Origin of the sequence: Mucilaginibacter sp. (assembly GCF_036568825.1) — a bacterium.
In the GTDB taxonomy this organism is placed as follows: Bacteria; Bacteroidota; Bacteroidia; order Sphingobacteriales; family Sphingobacteriaceae; genus Mucilaginibacter.
Genome location: NZ_DATCRU010000094.1, coordinates 43302 through 61231, shown reverse-complemented (window position 1 = coordinate 61231; position 17930 = coordinate 43302). Strand labels below are relative to the sequence as shown.

Here is a 17930-nt window from a genome sequence, read left to right as displayed (position 1 = left end):
TTACATATTGATCTTTTCCACTACCGATGTCAATTTCAAACCATGCCTCAGGTATAGTTTCAAAGCCTCCCGGATATATTTATTATAAATGATCACGACTACCATCAGGCAAAAGAAATAAGACAATGCTGATGTGATGGCATACTGATTAACTTTCACAATGTGCAATAAGGTGTAATTAACCGTAATGGTAAACAGGATGACGAGGGGAGCGATAAAGTAATAAATGCGGTTATGCCTTTTGTAATAAATCAACCCGGCCAGGACAAGATATAAGCTGTAGAAATATTGACCTGCAAGCAGTAACAACAGGTAATAAAGTGCCGGGAAAAACTTTTCGGCGATGAACAAGTGAAACACAAAGGGCGTAAGCAAAGCGATACCTGCCAGGAGCGCCGTTAAGAAAAAAATATACCGCATCACCAGCGAAACAACCTTTAGCTTATTCCGGTTGATCAGATTTTCATACAGAAAAGGGTAAAAAGGCGTAATAAAAGCGGTGGTAATAACGGTAAGAATAAAAGCGAACTGCCCCGACAACCCATATACGCCGGCTTTTGACGGTCCATAAAAGTAGTTCACCATAAAAGTATCGCAGTTATACATGGTGAAAGACATGAAGAATAATGGTATCGTCGGTAAGCCTCTTTTCAGGATAAGCAACAACCATTTTTTTGAAAACTGAAAAATGATCAGCCGGTTCTTTACAAGAAAGAATATCCCGAACAGGGATATGATCAAAACATTCAGGGCAATACTTTTTACACGTCCCATATACCCATCATGGCAGTAGCTTATAAAGTAAATAGCGAGTGATAGCTCCAGCGTGGTCTTTACAATTGCCATTACACCAAAAAATACAGGCTTTTTCTGGTTGCGCAGGATGGTAAAAAGGTAGTCACAGAAAAAGTTAAAGAAATTCAACAGGCATATCAGGTACAGGATGTTCTCTGATAGTCCGGTTAATATAGTCAGTCCTCCATGAAATGCCCATACTATCACTAACATAATGGGTAAACCCAGTAAAGGAACAGTTATGGATGTGCTGACAAACCGACTTATGTCCTTTTCCTGAAAACCGGGGTACTCTACCGTAAAAGTTTCTCCTATTCCCATACTCATCAAAGGGGCCAGCAGGAAGAAGGCGTTTGAAAATATAGTGATCAGGCCATAATCGGCTTGTGAAAGGTAGTGTGTAAAAAAAGGAAGTAATAAAAAAGAAATAGCTTTGGTTGCAAAACCGGTTACCGTATAAATACCAAATGCTTTAAAAAAGTTCAAATCAGAAGTATTTTACAATTAGCCATTAACGTGATTGTTCTTATGCAGCCTTCTCAGTTGCAGTGCGGCAAGCAATGCTGCCATTAAAAATAAGCCAAAGAAAGATAATGGTAATAAATTCCTGATAAGACTTGGTCGTATTGGTGGCAAGGGTAAATCCGGGTCGTCAATTACCCGGTACAACGGCGTTTCCTTTTGCAGGTTGATCTTGGCAATTTCAAGGTTGCGCATTACCTCTGCATAGGCTGCGCCAAAGGCCGCTGCTTTGGCCTGATTAAACATCATTCCGGAGCGTTGAACACTTATCGATGGGTTAAGGTTAAATGTTTGATCGCTCAGGGATGCAGTAGACGAATAAGTACGACTGAGCATACCGGCAAGGCTATCAGCCTCATGCTGCAGCAGCCTTACACTCGTAGCAGATACTTTGGTTTTGGTCTCGATAAAATATTTTGAAGTCTGGTCGAGCACAAGTTTCGATGTATAATAAGCAACGTCGGGATCAGTTGAGGTTGCCCTAATATAGTAAACTATAAGCTTTTTATCTTTTTTGAATACGGTAAAAGAAGCACCGGTCCTGGTAATAATCAGCCGGTACAGGTTTCTTTGAGGTCCTGAAAACTTGGCCGGATCTTTTCCAAAAGGGCCAATCGATGCATACCGCTTTGAAAATAGCTTCCGCGCAATCAGGTTAAGCAGGCTCTCATGTTTTACAGTATCTGCCTCAGACAGCAAGGCTGTGCCAATCAATTTTCTTGATTTGAAAAGCTCAATAATATTGTCTCCCGAAAAAATATTGTCCGGGTTATTGGTTATACCATCAAAGCCTAACTGTGACGCAAGGTTGAATACCCCGCTATTGGGGCGTGAATCAGTTGAGAGAACAAAGCTAATAGCTGATGAATAAACAAGCGGTTTACGTAAAAAATTAATCAATCCGATCGTCGCTCCGACAAGCAAACCCACGAGCAGCAGATACCATTTTTTTAATAAATGATTTGCTATAAGTTTTATTTGCTCCTGGCTGGACATGTTATTATTGATCATTTCTTAAGGGCAGCGATGGTGACAATAATTACCGATATCAATGATATAACTGTTGATGACAGGCCTACAACTTCACCGGTACTTAAGTTCGCTCTTTCTTTTTTACCTGGTACAATTATTTCGGCACCGGCTTCTACTCGCGGATAGGACCTGAATATCCCAAAAAATCCATTTTTTGTCCGGCTTACACTTCCATTGGAATGTACCACATAGATTTTTGACCGGCGTGCATCATCAGTTGTACCGCCTGCCTGAGAAAGGTAATATCCCAAAGGCTCTCCTTTCACATAGCCTGTTTTGGTTGATGATAATACTTCACCGCTTACTTTTACCAAAGGATCAATCTTTGATACCTGGATCACGTCACCGTCCTGTAATACATAATCGTCAATCGAACCCGGATTCTTTAAGACCTTATCCAGGTTCACAGCTATCCTGTCGTTTGGTTTATTTACGTCCGTTATGATCTTATCACTTTTTTTATCCTGTGTACTGGCTTCAATGTTTTTAATATCCTGTTTTTTCGAAGTATCTGCCATTGCGCTAGTCCTGACTAAAAATACTCCCTCTCTGTTAGCTAATGGCGATAACCCTCCTGCACGTAAAATCAGATTGCTGATCCGTTCATTCTTGGATTCTATCGTATAACTACCGGGGAAATTTACTTCCCCCCTGATCAAAACTTTTTGCTGTTCAGAATATCCTGGGTTACGTCTTACAGTAATGATATCGAAAGGCTCTAAAATGAATTTATTATCATCTATTTCAAGTCCATTTCTTATGTTAATATTATACACTTTGGCGATGGAGTCGACATTTACCTGTAAGTTCTGATTCACGATCCTTCGGCCTACTTCAATATTGAATGAGCTGGCAGCGTCTGTAAGACCTCCGGCCATAAATAATGCGTCTTTCAGTGTAAGATTCTGCTTAAAACCATATTCACCTGGCATTCTCACTTCGCCTTCTACCTTAACGGAGTCGGATGTTCTCAGATCGTTAGAGAAAGCGATCCTGATGGTATCCCCTTTCACTAGTTTGATATCATCGGTACCATTCATTACGCCGGTAACATTAAAAGTTATGTTCTCTTTGGTGCCGTCATCATGTCGCCTGGTCAGGCTGGCACGTTGGATAAATACGTTTTCGTCCAAACCGCCTGCCCGTTTTATTAACCCGCTTACTGTTAAGCCCGGCGTTAACTCAAATACCCCCGGGCGGCGAACTGCCCCTCTGACTGCAACGCCATTGACAACCCTGTTCAAAACAGAATCCACCTCGAACACATCGCCGTTTGATGGCTGATAAGTAGCAAAGTCTGATTTGGACAAATCACGTACCCTTCTCTCAATATCAGTTATCTGCTTGACTTTAATCGTATTTTTATAGGCTCTATCTGTATATCCACCGGCAAAAAATAATAGATCCTGCAGCGTTTCATTGTCTTTCAATTCAAAAATCCCTGGCCTTTTTACCTGGCCCAAAATGGTTACCCGCTTATTATAAACCGGGAAGTTAATTACATCATTTTCTTTTAGCGGAACGTTGCCCTGCTGGTCGCCTTTGGTAAGAAACTGGTACAGGTCGATCCTTTGCTGAACTTTATTATTACGGACAAGTTCGATATTTCGATAAGTGTTGATATCGCCGGGGCCGCCACATACGTACAGCGAATTAAAAACAGTAGAAAAAGATGACACCGTATAATTGCCGGGCTTAGCTGCGCCAACTACAGTGATATGTATGCTTTTGATCTTACTTAAAGTAACAACAACCGTAGATAATCCACTTTTTATTGACCTGTAAACCGTTTGGCTCATTTTAGTCCGCATAAGGGCGGTAGCTTGCTCAATAGTTAACCCTGCAACCGGGATTGTACCAACTTGCGGAATAAATATGGTGCCCTCAGGCTGTACTGTCGCACGAATAACAGCTTCCTGGTAACCAGATACATTGATCAATAACTCATCATCCGGACCAAGTACATAATTTACCGGCGTTGCAATGCGCAAATTGGGCTCAAAAGACAAGGATGGATTATTAAAAAAGGATGACCCGAATATAGCTGGAACAGATTGAGGCTTGCTGTAGCTTGAATAACTATTCCCTTGCCCTTTCCCCCTGCTTGTTGAGGTGGCAGTGTCGGCACGTGCAGGAGTGCTAACCGTTGCGTCTTTGGAAGATTGCCCCATTAACCTGGCTTTCAGCTTTTGTGCCTCAGCAGGAGACATCCCTTTACTAATCGCAATTTGTGCTGCCTGGTCGTAAGAAATATTATAAGATTGGAGTTTCGATTTTAAATTATCGATATCGTTATCTGAAAGCTGATCTGTATTGAAATTGGATAGATCATACCCGCTGAATACGTCGGAGTTTTGTGTTGCGTCAGTGCTCGGAGCTGTCGCTCTGAAATGTTTGCCCTGAGCCAACACAATAGATAAATTACAACTGATACAAAAGAATAAAAGCAGTAATTTTTTTATATTATTATGCATTTAAAAAATACTTAGATAGGTTCATAAGGTCGATGTCGCATCTTATCCTGGTTAAATGTTTGGTTTCCAATGCCTACCCGTAAGTCTCCATATTATGGATCAGACAAGTATATTTTAACCAGTACACAACAAGCGGTATAACCCGCTAAAATTATACATTTTCAGCAAATTTCATTTTATTTATTAAGTAATTTTTAACTAAACCTACACACTCATCAATAGTATTAACATCAGTGTGCAAATGTATGTCGGGTGACTTGGGAGCTTCATAAGGGCTATTGATGCCTGTAAAATTATCGATCTGGCCTTGCAGTGCTAATTGGTATAAACCCTTTGGGTCGCGATTAACACATTCAGCCAGGCTGCAATCGATAAATACTTCTATAAAATCATCATTACCAATAATATCGCGCGCCATCAGCCTGTCCTTTTCAAAGGGAGAAATGAGTGCAGCTATAACGATAACACCCGCATCATTAAATAGCCGGGCGATCTCGGCCACCCGTCTGATGTTTTCGGTCCTGTCAGCATCAGAAAACGTAAGGTCTTTATTGATACCGGAGCGTGTGCTATCGCCATCTAAAATATATGCCCGGATTTGTTCACTGTACATCCAGGCTTCAATTTCATTGGCAATGGTCGATTTCCCAGATGCCGAAAGACCGGTAAGCCATAAAGTAAAGGCTTTGCATTGGTTTAGTCGTTCGCGGTCTGCCCGGCTTACTTTGCTGATATGTTTGAAAAGATATTGAGAATCTGATGAATGGTTGGCTTCATCCTTGTGAATGGGTTTATTTTGATCATGCATAGGTTTATTTGCCGGTTTATAGCTAACTAATATAGAAATATTACTCAGACAATAGTTAAAATTGCACTAAATTACAAAGTCGGAAATCGAGCCAATTGCTTCTTTTCCATTTGTAATAATTGTAAAGAACTTGAACCTAAAAAAGCAACTGCCACATAAGTTATCTGTTATTATTCCCACAAAAAACCGCCCGGATTTGCTCAGAAGGGCTTTACGGTCGGTTGCCGTCCAGGAATATCCATCTTTTGAAGTATGTGTGGTTGACAATAATAATGACTACGAAAAACAGGCAGCAATAGATAGAATAGTAAAGGAATTCGCCTACGAATATCCATCATTAAGCTGGATTTACGTTCACAGTGCAAAACCTTATGCATCCGGTGCACGAAATGATGGTATAGCGGCAACCTCCGGCGATTTTATTATTTTCCTGGATGATGACGATGAGATGCTGGAAAATAGCATCAGTATACGCATGCAAGTCATGTCAGCCCAACCTGAATTGGTTTTGTTGTATTGCGGTGGATATTCAAAAATATATCCCTACCCTTTCAAAATGTACCGTTATTATCATTATAATAAAAGTATACATCGTGATAGGTTGTTAATGATGTCCTGCTCTTCGATCATGATCAACCGGAAAGTTTTTGAGATCAACAATCTGCATTTTAACGAGGAATTAAGCCGGATGGAAGATTATGACCTTTGCAAAATGATCATCAAACTAAACCTTAATGTAAAATCTATACCCGATCCGCTGGTAATGATCTATCTTCATCCAGAAACGAGATTATCGTCACAGGAACTAATTGACTATAGCTTTAAGGAAAAACTTATCCAAAGATGGGGGCACCAGGAAGAAGATGTCGTATTTGACTATGCACAAGGGGTATACCAGTGGCGAAAGTGCTTTGGCAGCAGCAATCAAAATTTGAAGGAAATATCCCAGGATCTATATAGAGATTTTAAACGTTATCCAACCCAATCATTCCGGCTTAAATTTATGTTGATCGGTATTAGTCCTTATCTTTTTCTTGCGCTTTATCACGTTTCAATTTTTCTTACACAGTCTTATAAAAATATGCTGGCACATATCGATAAACATTAGACACAATAAATGATCTACAGTTTTTGTGCATTGTACATGCTGTTGAAAATGCCACCTTTCCTCACCAATTCTTCCAGACTGCCTTCTTCAATAATACTTCCCTGCTGCATAAGGTAAATATGGTCGGCTATTTTCAGATTATATAAACGATGGGTGATCAGTATGACCATTTTATCTTTAAACTGTTCTTTGATATTCCGGTAAAGCTCCAGTTCGGCATTGGCATCCAGCGCGCTTGTGGGCTCATCAAGTACCACCAGTTGCGCTTTTTTGTAAAAGATGCGGGCTAAAGCGACCTTTTGCCATTGTCCGCCGCTCAGTTGTTCGCTGCCGGTGAACATACGCCCCATCCGGGTCTTATATCCCTGTTTCAACTGCGAGATGAAAGGGTGCGCACCCGATAACCCGGCGGCGTGTTCAACATCCAATAAATCGAACTTCTCTTCACCAATCGCGATATTCTCCTCTAAAGTGAAATAATATTTTTCAAAATCCTGGAACAGAAAGATCGAGTTCTTACGAAGGTCGGCCAGGGAGATATCTTCTATTCTATTATCATCAAAGCAAATACTACCCGACTGGATATCATAAAGTCTTGCGAGTAATTTTACCAGTGTTGATTTACCCGAACCATTCTCACCTACTATAGCTACCACTTTGCCGGGTTCACATTTGATAGAAACATCTTTTAATGCGACACGGTCCGTTCCGGGGTATTTGAATGATACATTATTAACAGTAAGGCCTTTCCCATCTTTGGGGAATGGGACAGGATAAGCCGGCTCGGAGCGTGGCTGAATGTCAAAAAAGGCGAAGATATCGCGCAGAAAGAGACGCTGCTGAAATAGCTGCACCCATGATTGCAGGAAGCTGTTTGAGGTGCTCTCCAGGCGTTGAAAACCCGCGATAGATGCTCCCAATGCCCCCACTGTGATAATATGCGACCATGCCTGTTTGGCCAGTATACCAAAAACCACCGCCATTACAATTATTCCCAGCGCTTCTGACATCAAACTGTAGCGCATAAATTTTAAATTCAGTTTCCTTTTCTCTCGATTGATAAAAAGACGCATGTTCCTGAATTTATTAATAAAATAAGGGCCAAAGCCAAATACCCGCACCTCCTTGGCTGTGGATATGCCGGTAAGCGTTTGGTGCAGGTAATTAGCCTCACGTTCAAGCGGCACGAATTCTTTTTGCTGTTTATGCAATGCTACTCCAGAGTACCATTTCACCAAAGCCAGGGGGACGGATAGCAGGATAAAAAACAATGCAAACAACGAATGGAGTGTAAAAAAATACCCTATCAATGCTACCATTGACAGCGTATTCTGCACAATAGAGTTGAAATTATTAAAAAGCTGGCTGATACGTGATACCGATTGCTGCTGCGCCAGGTGCAACGTATCATGATATTCGGGAGTCTCGTAGTATTCATAATCAACGGCAATAGCCTTCACCAATACCTCCGATGACAGGAAATCGGTGAGTTTTTCCTGGTAAATGGTGTTGATATAAGTTGAATATTGCGTTATTAATGCTGAAATGAACTGTACCCCGCCGAATGCCGCAATGAGAGGTATGATAGAATTAAATGAGCGATCTGGCTGCACTACCGCATCGAGCATCAGCTTCAGGTAATACAACGTCAGGAAAGACAGAAGGGCCTGTATGGCCTGCATCGCAAAATTGATAATGGTGATCTTTTTATCGACCCGCCAAAGCAGCAGCGAGGCCCTCCAAAGATCAGTAACAAAAGAACCGAGGTTTTTTTTCACTTATTTATACAAGCGGTATTTACTATTATTCAGCCATCGAAAATATAAATTACAGGCGGTTTTGTAACTATGAATATAAAATATAAAGAAGATAAAAAATATATTATTGGTTAATTTTTTTCTAAATTCGACAGCTAATCTATTTTATTAATGTTCAAATACTGGGGGTTTGGGCTGCATATTTCTTCCGAAATAGAATTTCCCGAATTTTTACCGGCAACTTTTGATAAGCCGGATATTACTATAAAGCTGGGTGGCATACCCGAAATGCTTAGTGGCGATGAAGTTATACGCAAGGTCAGGGTTTCAATGAGCCCTAAAGAATACCTGCAAAAGGTGATCAATATAGCCGATTATTATGTAAGCAACGGCAATGAGATACGTATACAGCCGCATAAGGATGCCGACGATAAAAGCGTGCGTCTTTTTATGCTTAGCAATGCAATGGCGGCTATATTACATCAGCGTAATACCATTCCCTTACACGCATCAGCTGTGTATCATAACGATGGTGTGATATTATTTTGCGGGCATTCAGGTGCAGGTAAATCAACCATAGTGATCGCGTTGGAAAAGAAAGGTTACAAAGTATTTTCAGACGATGTTTGCGTATTGAAAGCAGCTGAAGAAAATGATAAGATAGTAATGGCCGTTCCTTCATACCCTATGATGAAATTATGGGGCGACAGTTTTGTAAAAACCGGTCTTGAAGTACCAAATGACGACACAAAATTACGGCCTAACCTGGCCAAATTTGGTCGTTTTTATCATGATGATTACGAAACTGCAGCCATGCCAATCAGGCGTGTATTTATGCTGAATTCCAATAGCCTGGAGCAAAATGCTGAGATAAAAAAGATGGCTTCTATTGAGTCATTCAATGCATTGCAGCGTAATACTTACCGGCAGGTACAAATGAATGGTATGAAAAAACGCAACCATCATTTTGCCATTGTGAGCAAGCTCACCGCAAGTGTACCTGTTTATCGTATCAACCGCCCTCAGCATTTAAATACAGTTGATGAGATATCAGCATTGATAGAAGCAAATTTGCAGTATAATGGATAATACCGAAGAAAAACCGGAGGATCAGAAAAAGATTGTCTGGCTGGCATCCTATCCCAAAAGCGGCAATACCTGGTTCAGGGCCTTTTTAACCGCCTTGCTTGGCGACGGTACACTTGATATCAACATGATGAAGACCGATGGTATTTTTTCGTCAAGAAAGATCTTTGATGATACTACCGACTTGGACTCGACCTATCTTTACGATGATGAGGTGAAGCAAATGCTGCCAGAAGTATTTACAGAAGTAGCTTCGCAATATAGCAGACCGCGTCTTTTTGTAAAGGTACATGATGCCTACAGCAAAAATGTTGACGGCATTCCCATCATACCAGTCGAACCTACTTTGTGTGCGCTGTATTTTATCCGCAATCCGCTTGATGTGGTAGGCTCCTTCGCTAATCATAATGCGGGTACCATTGATGAAAGCATAGAGATCATGAACAACCCACGTGGCACGTTGGCCAGGCAAAATCGTCTACGCGGCGAGATGAACATTAATTACCAGTTTACGCAACTAATGTTCAGTTGGAGTGACCATGCGGAGAGCTGGACAAACCCGGAAGTACCTTTCCCTGTATTGGTTTTACGATACGAAGATATGCTTCATGATACGTTGAACACATTCAGCAAGGCCGTAGCCTTTATGGGCCTTGAAAAAACAACTGAAGAAATAGAAAAGGCTATTAATCAATGTCGTTTTGAGAAACTGAAAGAGCAGGAAAAAGAAAATGGTTTTATGGAAAAGAATCGCAAAAGCGAATCGTTTTTTCGCAGCGGCAAGTCTGGCGGATGGAAAAATGAGCTAACACCCGAACAAATCAGATCAATTGTTGACAACCACCGGGCTGTGATGGAAAAATACGGTTACGAGATACCGGATATAGAAGCTGTCGAGGCGTCATATAAGAATAAAGTCACCGGGATAAGCGCTGCCACTAAAGAATGATGTCTCATTGTTTATTACCTTTAGCCGCCTGATCCTTTTTATAGAGTGCAGCTTTTTCAAGCGCCTTGTTTTTATTGATATTCTTCCAGAAATCCCGTATTAAAAAATATTTATCGCCGAAGCTTACAAATATCTCCTCACCTTTGGTATAGCTTGTTTGGCTTGAAGGGTCATTATTCCATTCTTGAAGTTTTGCCACATATTGGTATTAGGCGTATCCGAATGATTATATGTTGAGCCTAAACCCAATGCAAGATATTGAAATGCACCATGTTTGCGGCATTCAATACAGGTACATTCCTTGTTAGCCCAAACATGATCTTTTAAAATAGGATCAATTGGATAATGCGCCCGCCAGGTCATTTTTAAAAGCCTGCATTCTTCAATAAATTCACCTTCGGCTATATCTTCTTTCGCAAAAAACACCATATCCGTGCACTGGTGAAAGACGGACCTCTACCTTTGGCGAATGCCCTTTTATCATCTCCTGCGGCTTTTCTTCCTGCAAACAGTATGGAATATCGTTTTCATCATTATTCTGAACAAATGAAAAATCATCTTCGTTAAAAAACAATTGCCTGTTTTTCAGTTCCGGGTGTTCGGCGAACAATTTTTCAAGGCCTTTTCTCAGCTTCTCATTCATAACGTAGATCTATTCAATTACCTGGTCTTTCCAATTTTTTTGAAGCCAGCGGGCCATGGGGGTGCTTACCTGCCGATTTTTTATAGCTTGTGGTTTAATAAGATGGATACCTTCCAACGCCGCATACATCTCATTTTGCATTTGCCTGGTCAAAGCAGCCTTTTCTTTTATGATATTCTCATCTTTTTCTGGATTGCGATACGGTGTCATATTACCCCTCTTGTTATCCCGTTCAAGCACCTCCTGCGGCAGATAATCCTTCAATGCTTTACGGTAAGCGGTACGGTGCAAATCACCTTCATACTTTAAATAATTGGGTAACGATAAGTAAAACTGGGTAAGGCGTATATCAGCCATCGGAAAACGTGGCTCCAGCCCAAAATATAGCCCAAATCGTGTTTCGCTTTCCATACGCGCCGGCAGGTGGTAGCGCAGGAAACGCCATTTTTGATAATGCCTGTAGCTTTTAAATTGCTCTTTCAACAACGGGCTTCGCCAGTTAACATCTCCTTTGGCACGTATATTTTCAGCCGGGATATTGTATATCTTACGTGCATTGCGGACATGCTTATTGTATATACCCAAGCTGTTTTTTAAAGTATGTAACCTGTAGCGAATGCTATAAGGTATAAGAGGGTCCAAACGTCTGAATCCCTGAAACTCGCGCTTCGCGAATAGATATTTTAGATATTGCTTTTTATCCAGGAAATCTAAAAAATAATATTTGCCCCGGTAGGTCACCATTTCATCACCCGGAAAGCCTGATAAAAGGGTACGGATACCTTCTTTTTGCGCTGCCTGTCTTATAGGTATCTGCCACTGTTGCTGCCAGGTATCGGGCCCGTCATTTACGTATAGCATAAAATCAATGTCTTCAAATGGATGAGCGGGCTGATCTGAAACGGTAATAACTGATCTTTTTATACCGTTAAAATTTACAACCGCATCGATAAACCTGCGTTCGCTTTTTTCCAGTTCCTCACCTTCAGTAATATGTCTTGGGATCGTGTTCGAAATTGCGATCAATTCCCGACCTTCAGGTTTTAAAAGCGACGATGCTACTCCTGCAATTCCCGACGAGTCCATTCCACCGCTCAGTTCGATCCCGATAGGATAAGCCGTGCGAAGCCTGCATTCCACCGCTCTTTCAAACTCTTTACAAAAAGCCTCATAATAGTCATCGCGGTTATCAAAATGTATTTCGGTAACAGCATCCATGTCCCAATAACGTTCCGTTTTCAGGTTGTTATTCTTTAGGTCAAATGTTAACGTGTGGGCCGGTTCAAGGCGTGAAATATATTTGTATAAAGTATTGCGATCATATTGTTCGGAATTGCGGAACATTGAATTGTAAAGGAATTGCATATTCAATGCCCTGTTGAGGCCGGGGATGTGCAAAAGGCCCTTTAACTCGGAAGCGAAAGCAAAAAAACTTTTATCGCTGTAATAGAAAAAAGGCTTTATACCTATATGATCGCGCGCACAAAATAGTTTTTCCGCCTTCTCATCCCAAATTGCAAAGGCAAAATCACCTACAATATGCTTTATACAATCATTGCTATATTTTTCATACAGCATTAAAATCAAGGTGCTGTCGGGCAAGGCACAGTCGCTTTCAAGGTTAAGCAGTAGACAGATTTCATCGCGGTTATCGATCCGCGCATCGGCGGTTATAGTAAGGCCATTTTTGGTAAGTGGCAATTTCTCATTCAACGATTCGGGCGTATTATAAAACATCAGACTCCCCAACCCCACATGTTCTTTCATCCATTTTCCGGCATCATCAGGCGTCCAATGCTTCAGCTTGTTTTCCATCAGCGAAAGCTCATCAATAGTAACAGGGGTGGTAAGATTTAGTCGGCCATAAATAACGCTCATGCCGTAAAAGTAATAAAATCGCTATTTATCTTTAAGTTAAAAGACAGATCAGGGATTGAAAGAAATTATTTGGTTTTCTATATTGATTCTTTTCTTTTTTGACATTGGGCATATCTCACGAAAAATAGGCATTCACTGAGAACTGGGTAAGATCCATATTGCCGGATACAACGTTATCATTGGGCGTTTTCAACCAGGCATGTCCCTCGAATTCACCTTCGTTTTTTTTCCAGCCTATGTAAAGCGTGCTGGGTATGTTGCGGCGGCGCAGTAATATCTTACCGGTAAGCGCCAGGGTATAGCATTCGGTTTTCCATAAAGCGTAGCGGTTGCAAAGTTTCAGTGTATGGTAAGTGCGGTTTATTTGCCTGATCTGCTCATGTGTTAGTTGCACATCGGGCCTGTGACTGCTTTGGCCCAACCACCCTTTTATTATTTTAAATGGCAGGTAGCTCAACGCAAAACGTACGCAGGCCGAGGTATATAGCGCTTCTATGAACAATAGTTTGTTACTTTTAGGCATCCGTACGGCCGTCCGTATTTTACGCAAAAGTTTCATAGCATTATTGCGGCTCGCTAATAATGATCATTTGCTGTTTAAGCATGCGTTGAAGAAAAGTTTCCAATTCGGTCTTTAATTGCTCTTCACTTATATCATACACTTCCAATACGCGCCTGTTTAATTCGTCAACAGTTATAGGCCCGTCTATCAAGTTCCAAATATCGCTTCCTACATTGTTCACACCTATGTAGTCCCCGTTATCAATGTTCATCATTACTATCTCTTCGCCGAGAGGGCTTGCCAAGAACTTTGATTCATTACGCTCGATCAGCGATGTTCCACTTATTACAGTTATATCAGACATATTTGATATTTTGATCAATACCAATGCAATATTAATAAATTATTTAATTGCAGTAGTCGTAGAGTAAGAAACAGAATCTGGAAAATCTATATTAAAACCGTCACTTGCCGATACAGAACTTGGAGAATATATTATCCAGCAGATCGTCAGTTGTAACGGTGCCTGTTATCTCGCCCAGATAATGCAGCGCCTGTTTAATATCCATTGCAAGGAAATCGGATGTTGTCTGGGTATCAATACCTTCTAAAAGGTGGGTCAATGCGGACTCTGTTTTCTGCAATGCCTCCAGGTGACGGACGTTTGTAACCAAGGTTTCATCACCATTTAGCTGATGTTTAACTGCAGCCGAATATATCTTTTGCTTCAGTTCATCAATATGCTGCTTTTGCTTTGCTGAAATTATAATTGCACTTTGGGTGTGAGGCAGCGATAGTAATTGTTCTTCATTCAGCAGATCAGCCTTATTAGCAACAACCAGCATTGTCACGCCTGGCTTTTGCAAATTTTCCAGGTCATTGTTCAATTCCTCAATGGTGATCTCTGCTGCATCAAATACATAGATCAGTAATGCCGATTGGCTTATCTTTTCCATAGTGCGCTGCACCCCTATTTGCTCAATGGTATCTGTCGCCTCACGGATCCCGGCTGTGTCAATTAATCTGAAATTGATACCGTTGATATTTAGTACTTCTTCTATGGTATCCCGCGTAGTACCGGGTATATGACTTACAATTGCGCGCTCCTCGTTCAGCAAAGCATTAAGTAAGGTTGATTTGCCAGCATTAGGCCGACCGGCGATCACCGTATTTACGCCATTCTTTATCACATTACCTAACTCGAAAGATTGAATTAATTGCCCTACTATCCTTGTAATATTATGAATCAATTGCTTAAGCTGTTCGCGATTGGCAAATTCTACATCCTCTTCAGAAAAATCCAGCTCAAGCTCTACTAGTGAAGCAAAGTTTACTAATTGTCCTCGCAAAACCTGCAATTGATTACTAAATCCACCACGTAATTGCTGCATAGCGACCTGTTGTGATGCTTTTGAGTTTGCTGCTATCAAATCGGCCACTGCTTCAGCTTGCGAAAGATCTAACTGGCCATTCAAAAAGGCCCTTAAAGTAAATTCTCCCGGCTTTGCTGAGCGGGCGCCTTTTTTAATCAATAGTTTGATAATTGACTCTATAATATAATTCGACCCATGACAAGATATTTCCACCACATTTTCGCTGGTGTAAGAACGTGGCGCAACAAATAAAGAAACCAGTACTTCATCTAGCAATAGGTCCTCATCCATAATCTGCCCAAAATGGATAGTATGTGATTCTTGTTTAGTCAGGTCCTTGCCCTTAAATACACTATTTGCAATTGTAATAGCATCAGGACCGGATAACCTTATCACAGCGATGGCCCCTACTCCGTTCGGTGTTGCGAGGGCAACTATGGTTTCTTCTTTAATATTCATAGTCAATTATCTGAATCAGAATTTTTCACGGTTATTTGCTTTCAATGGTGTTCAAGAAGGCTACGCCGTTTTCAGAATTAAAGGATTAACAGAATTCTGAAAATTAGCAAATTCTGTTAATTCTGATTCAGACGGTAAAAATCGCTATTTACCACTTGATTTTTATTCGGTAAGTGTAAAATATTAAACTGTAATTTTGAGGTATGGTCAATGCAATTCCATACGAGTTCGTGTTTGATTATTTGCCGTCCGATATAATCGTGCGGAAAATGTTCGGCATGCATTATATCTACTGGCGCAAAAAGATCATGATGATACTGCGCAGGAGGCTTAATGAACCTGAGTTTAATGGCGTTTGGGTAGCTACTAACAGAGCACATCATGAAAGCCTGGAAAAAGATGTACCTGATCTTGGCCCCTTCTTTTGGGCGGGAACTGAACAGCGTGGTAACTGGCTGCTGATACAGGATGGTGTGGAGGGTTTTGAGGAAGCAGCCATCAAAGTCTGTGAATTAATCTCGCACAACGATCCGCGTATTGGCAACCTGACAGAAAAAGCTCCGCTCTGAGCAATATTTATTTTACTTTCGCAGCATTATGGTAACTTTCTTTGAAGCTTCGCTTGAAACGGTATCGGTTCATCACATTGGCAACCAGGCACAAAATGAAATGTATGCACTTTCGGAACAGCCACTCTCATTTAAGGATGAGGTGATTCCTCAATTGCTGATGCAGTATTTTTTGCGGCCATTTGAAAAAGCGAATGAGGTTTATCACCTGATGCATAGCGGTGGGGACTTAGACCTGAACGAAGTTCACCATTACGTTACAGGTATTTTTGAGGATAACAGTAAGTTTCATGAATTATCGGAACAGATTGCCAAACATTTATATAACGCTTCCAATCATCCTAATATCAAACCGGGTGAGTTGTATCTGGCGCATTTCAAGAATGTGCAGATAGAAGGCAACCTGCTGGAAGCTGTCGGCATTTTTAAATCAGAAAATAAAGAGACCTACTTGAAAGTTTACCCCGAACAAGGTGGTTTTGGAATGGATTACGAAGAGAATGCCATCAACATTAACAAACTGGACAAAGGGGCATTGATCTTCAACATAGAAAAAGAAAACGGTTACAAAGTTGTGGTTGTCGATCATACGAACCGGGGCCAGGACACAGCTGCTTACTGGAAAGACAACTTTCTGCAATTAAAAATCCGTAACGATAGCTTTAATCAAACCACCAATACTTTAGGCATATATAAAAATTTCATCACCCAAAAACTGGATGATGAGTTTGAGCTAAGCAAAGCCGATAAGATCGATCTGCTTAATAAATCCATGAAATATTTTAAGGAAAAGGACACCTTTGATATGGATGAGTTTACCGGTGAAGTATTAGGCAATCCGCAGGCCATCGAGTCATTCAAAAGTTTTAAAAATCAATACGAGCAGGAATACGAGATGCCTATCGCTGATGTTTTTGAGATATCAGGCAATGCGGTTAAAAAACAGCAAAGGGTATATAAAAGCGTGTTAAAGCTGGATAAAAACTTCCACATCTATATTCATGGCGACAGGGAATTGATAGAAAAAGGCTTTGATGATGATAAATCAATGAATTATTACAAAGTTTTTTTCAGGGAAGAGCAATAAAAAAATTCAACCGGTTTTGATTACCGGTATCACCAAAATCTTAGCTATTGTACGCTAAACGCATAAAATCCCGCACTTCGTCATTCACATCATCGGCATGCAGCATCCTGAAATGGTGGTTAAACTGCATGTCCCCAGGCACTTGCGCAATTTTCTGAAAACAAAAGTTGTCTTCGTAACGTTCTCTTAACGGAAAAACAACATGAATGAAGTTTTTCCCTAATTGAGTGATATATGCTATTCTTTTATGCGAGTTGGCCACGCCGATCATGGTCTTTGCCGGGTGCAAAGTTACCGGTGCGACTTTTTGGAACTCATTTACAAAATGATGAAAAAGCGCCAGGGTATGCTCCGACTTTCCATTTAAGAAATTCCCCAGGTCATTATAATAATTTTCCATACAAATTCGTTATTTCCCAAATATTAACTAAATATTTAATTAAAGTTTTTTATAATTGCATCTCATTAAAACCTTATCAAATGCGATTTCTAATTCTAAACGCCCTATTATTATTATTTTCAATTGGTGCCTTTGCACAAAATAGCAAATTAAACGATACTTCTGTCAGGTTAACACCCCAGGTTAGAAGTGAGCTCATCAAAGAATCAAAAAAGAACGGAAAATTAGATTACTGGACACCAATAAAAGGCCACGAACTGGATGGTGAACGAATTGAACATGATCTTTATGTTTCTAAAGAAGATGCCGCCCTTATTAAGTGGACTTTCCAATTAACCATCACAAGTGTTAAAAACAAAGCTGATATCATCTCATTATATGAAGAGCTCAGGGGACGCCAGGCGAGTAATAGCGAGTTAAATTATATTGACTATGCCTACCGTAAGGCTCTGGAAAAACGCGTGAAATCCATTGCGTACGACGAATAA

Annotated in this window: 19 protein-coding genes; 6 read left to right on the top strand and 13 right to left on the bottom strand. The window is 40.7% G+C overall.

What is annotated here, in order from left to right:
- The 4 genes from VIM89_RS20895 to cysC all read right to left on the bottom strand — a co-directional run bounded on the left by VIM89_RS20895 (nucleotide 1) and on the right by cysC (nucleotide 5631).
- A complete protein-coding gene (locus VIM89_RS20895) occupies nucleotides 1-1281 on the bottom strand; it encodes a lipopolysaccharide biosynthesis protein (RefSeq protein ID WP_488158124.1) in 1281 nt (426 codons plus the stop codon).
- 18 nt (nucleotides 1282-1299) lie between these two features.
- Nucleotides 1300-2328, bottom strand: a complete 1029-nt coding sequence (locus VIM89_RS20890; protein WP_488158123.1) for a hypothetical protein — start codon at nucleotides 2326-2328, stop codon at nucleotides 1300-1302.
- Nucleotides 2325-4823, bottom strand: a complete 2499-nt coding sequence (locus VIM89_RS20885) for an SLBB domain-containing protein (protein WP_488158122.1) — start codon at nucleotides 4821-4823, stop codon at nucleotides 2325-2327. Before VIM89_RS20885 ends, VIM89_RS20890 begins: the two co-directional genes overlap by 4 nt.
- Before the next feature lie 151 nt (nucleotides 4824-4974).
- Nucleotides 4975-5631, bottom strand: coding sequence for an adenylyl-sulfate kinase (gene cysC, locus VIM89_RS20880; RefSeq protein ID WP_488158121.1), 657 nt, complete (start codon nucleotides 5629-5631; stop codon nucleotides 4975-4977).
- Nucleotides 5632-5761: 130 nt separating this feature from the next.
- Here cysC and VIM89_RS20875 point away from each other — a divergent pair, with 130 nt between their 5' ends.
- On the top strand, nucleotides 5762-6739 hold the full coding sequence (locus VIM89_RS20875; RefSeq protein ID WP_488158120.1) for a glycosyltransferase family 2 protein: 978 nt from the start codon (nucleotides 5762-5764) through the stop codon (nucleotides 6737-6739).
- A 14-nt stretch (nucleotides 6740-6753) separates the two neighbouring features.
- Here VIM89_RS20875 and VIM89_RS20870 read toward each other — a convergent pair whose 3' ends face one another.
- Entirely contained in the window at nucleotides 6754-8517 is a 1764-nt protein-coding gene (locus VIM89_RS20870) for an ABC transporter ATP-binding protein (RefSeq protein ID WP_488158119.1), read from the bottom strand.
- A gap of 150 nt (nucleotides 8518-8667) precedes the next feature.
- On the opposite strand from VIM89_RS20870, the gene VIM89_RS20865 reads away from it, so the two are divergent.
- A complete protein-coding gene (locus VIM89_RS20865; protein WP_488158118.1) occupies nucleotides 8668-9585 on the top strand; it encodes a serine kinase in 918 nt (305 codons plus the stop codon).
- Entirely contained in the window at nucleotides 9578-10531 is a 954-nt protein-coding gene (locus tag VIM89_RS20860; protein ID WP_488158117.1) for a sulfotransferase domain-containing protein, read from the top strand. The genes VIM89_RS20865 and VIM89_RS20860 overlap by 8 nt, the downstream gene beginning before the upstream one ends.
- A 4-nt stretch (nucleotides 10532-10535) precedes the next feature.
- On the opposite strand, the gene VIM89_RS20855 is transcribed toward VIM89_RS20860, so the two are convergent.
- From VIM89_RS20855 to mnmE, 7 genes are all read right to left on the bottom strand, one after another.
- Nucleotides 10536-10730: a hypothetical protein gene (locus tag VIM89_RS20855; RefSeq protein ID WP_488158164.1), complete on the bottom strand. Its 195-nt coding sequence runs from the start codon at nucleotides 10728-10730 to the stop codon at nucleotides 10536-10538.
- On the bottom strand, nucleotides 10655-10894 hold the full coding sequence (locus VIM89_RS20850; protein WP_488158162.1) for a hypothetical protein: 240 nt from the start codon (nucleotides 10892-10894) through the stop codon (nucleotides 10655-10657). Before VIM89_RS20850 ends, VIM89_RS20855 begins: the two co-directional genes overlap by 76 nt.
- 28 nt (nucleotides 10895-10922) lie before the next feature.
- The gene (locus tag VIM89_RS20845; RefSeq protein ID WP_488158116.1) at nucleotides 10923-11174 is read right to left on the bottom strand and encodes a hypothetical protein; all 252 of its coding nucleotides are present in this window, start codon (nucleotides 11172-11174) and stop codon (nucleotides 10923-10925) included.
- Nucleotides 11175-11183: 9 nt separating this feature from the next.
- Complete coding sequence (locus VIM89_RS20840; protein WP_488158115.1) at nucleotides 11184-13052, bottom strand: asparagine synthase-related protein; 1869 nt, start codon at nucleotides 13050-13052, stop codon at nucleotides 11184-11186.
- Between the two features lie 115 nt (nucleotides 13053-13167).
- Nucleotides 13168-13611, bottom strand: a complete 444-nt coding sequence (locus tag VIM89_RS20835) for a lasso peptide biosynthesis B2 protein (protein WP_488158114.1) — start codon at nucleotides 13609-13611, stop codon at nucleotides 13168-13170.
- Nucleotides 13612-13615: 4 nt separating this feature from the next.
- Entirely contained in the window at nucleotides 13616-13918 is a 303-nt protein-coding gene (locus VIM89_RS20830) for a PqqD family protein (protein ID WP_488158113.1), read from the bottom strand.
- 100 nt (nucleotides 13919-14018) lie between these two features.
- Complete coding sequence (gene mnmE, locus VIM89_RS20825) at nucleotides 14019-15386, bottom strand: tRNA uridine-5-carboxymethylaminomethyl(34) synthesis GTPase MnmE (protein WP_488158112.1); 1368 nt, start codon at nucleotides 15384-15386, stop codon at nucleotides 14019-14021.
- A 203-nt stretch (nucleotides 15387-15589) separates the two neighbouring features.
- Between mnmE and VIM89_RS20820 the strand changes: the two genes are divergently transcribed.
- A complete protein-coding gene (locus VIM89_RS20820; RefSeq protein ID WP_488158111.1) occupies nucleotides 15590-15955 on the top strand; it encodes a hypothetical protein in 366 nt (121 codons plus the stop codon).
- A gap of 28 nt (nucleotides 15956-15983) precedes the next feature.
- Nucleotides 15984-17042 (top strand): nucleoid-associated protein, encoded by a 1059-nt coding sequence (locus VIM89_RS20815; protein ID WP_488158110.1) that lies wholly within the window; start codon nucleotides 15984-15986, stop codon nucleotides 17040-17042.
- Nucleotides 17043-17082: 40 nt separating this feature from the next.
- On the opposite strand, the gene VIM89_RS20810 is transcribed toward VIM89_RS20815, so the two are convergent.
- The gene (locus VIM89_RS20810; RefSeq protein WP_488158109.1) at nucleotides 17083-17442 is read right to left on the bottom strand and encodes a DUF5655 domain-containing protein; all 360 of its coding nucleotides are present in this window, start codon (nucleotides 17440-17442) and stop codon (nucleotides 17083-17085) included.
- 80 nt (nucleotides 17443-17522) lie between these two features.
- Between VIM89_RS20810 and VIM89_RS20805 the strand changes: the two genes are divergently transcribed.
- On the top strand, nucleotides 17523-17930 hold the full coding sequence (locus VIM89_RS20805) for a hypothetical protein (RefSeq protein WP_488158108.1): 408 nt from the start codon (nucleotides 17523-17525) through the stop codon (nucleotides 17928-17930).

What these genes read in the sequence shown, in the direction of transcription:
- VIM89_RS20805 (WP_488158108.1), top strand. Translation starts at nt 17,523, where the DNA reads ATGCGATTTCTAATTCTAAACGCCCTATTATTATTATTTTCAATTGGT.
- mnmE (WP_488158112.1), bottom strand. Translation starts at nt 15,386, where the DNA reads ATGAATATTAAAGAAGAAACCATAGTTGCCCTCGCAACACCGAACGGA.
- VIM89_RS20840 (WP_488158115.1), bottom strand. Translation starts at nt 13,052, where the DNA reads ATGAGCGTTATTTATGGCCGACTAAATCTTACCACCCCTGTTACTATT.
- VIM89_RS20850 (WP_488158162.1), bottom strand. Translation starts at nt 10,894, where the DNA reads ATGACCTGGCGGGCGCATTATCCAATTGATCCTATTTTAAAAGATCAT.
- cysC (WP_488158121.1), bottom strand. Translation starts at nt 5,631, where the DNA reads ATGCATGATCAAAATAAACCCATTCACAAGGATGAAGCCAACCATTCA.
- VIM89_RS20890 (WP_488158123.1), bottom strand. Translation starts at nt 2,328, where the DNA reads ATGATCAATAATAACATGTCCAGCCAGGAGCAAATAAAACTTATAGCA.
- VIM89_RS20860 (WP_488158117.1), top strand. Translation starts at nt 9,578, where the DNA reads ATGGATAATACCGAAGAAAAACCGGAGGATCAGAAAAAGATTGTCTGG.
- VIM89_RS20845 (WP_488158116.1), bottom strand. Translation starts at nt 11,174, where the DNA reads ATGAATGAGAAGCTGAGAAAAGGCCTTGAAAAATTGTTCGCCGAACAC.
- VIM89_RS20835 (WP_488158114.1), bottom strand. Translation starts at nt 13,611, where the DNA reads ATGAAACTTTTGCGTAAAATACGGACGGCCGTACGGATGCCTAAAAGT.
- VIM89_RS20820 (WP_488158111.1), top strand. Translation starts at nt 15,590, where the DNA reads ATGGTCAATGCAATTCCATACGAGTTCGTGTTTGATTATTTGCCGTCC.
- VIM89_RS20885 (WP_488158122.1), bottom strand. Translation starts at nt 4,823, where the DNA reads ATGCATAATAATATAAAAAAATTACTGCTTTTATTCTTTTGTATCAGT.
- VIM89_RS20810 (WP_488158109.1), bottom strand. Translation starts at nt 17,442, where the DNA reads ATGGAAAATTATTATAATGACCTGGGGAATTTCTTAAATGGAAAGTCG.
- VIM89_RS20865 (WP_488158118.1), top strand. Translation starts at nt 8,668, where the DNA reads ATGTTCAAATACTGGGGGTTTGGGCTGCATATTTCTTCCGAAATAGAA.
- VIM89_RS20830 (WP_488158113.1), bottom strand. Translation starts at nt 13,918, where the DNA reads ATGTCTGATATAACTGTAATAAGTGGAACATCGCTGATCGAGCGTAAT.
- VIM89_RS20815 (WP_488158110.1), top strand. Translation starts at nt 15,984, where the DNA reads ATGGTAACTTTCTTTGAAGCTTCGCTTGAAACGGTATCGGTTCATCAC.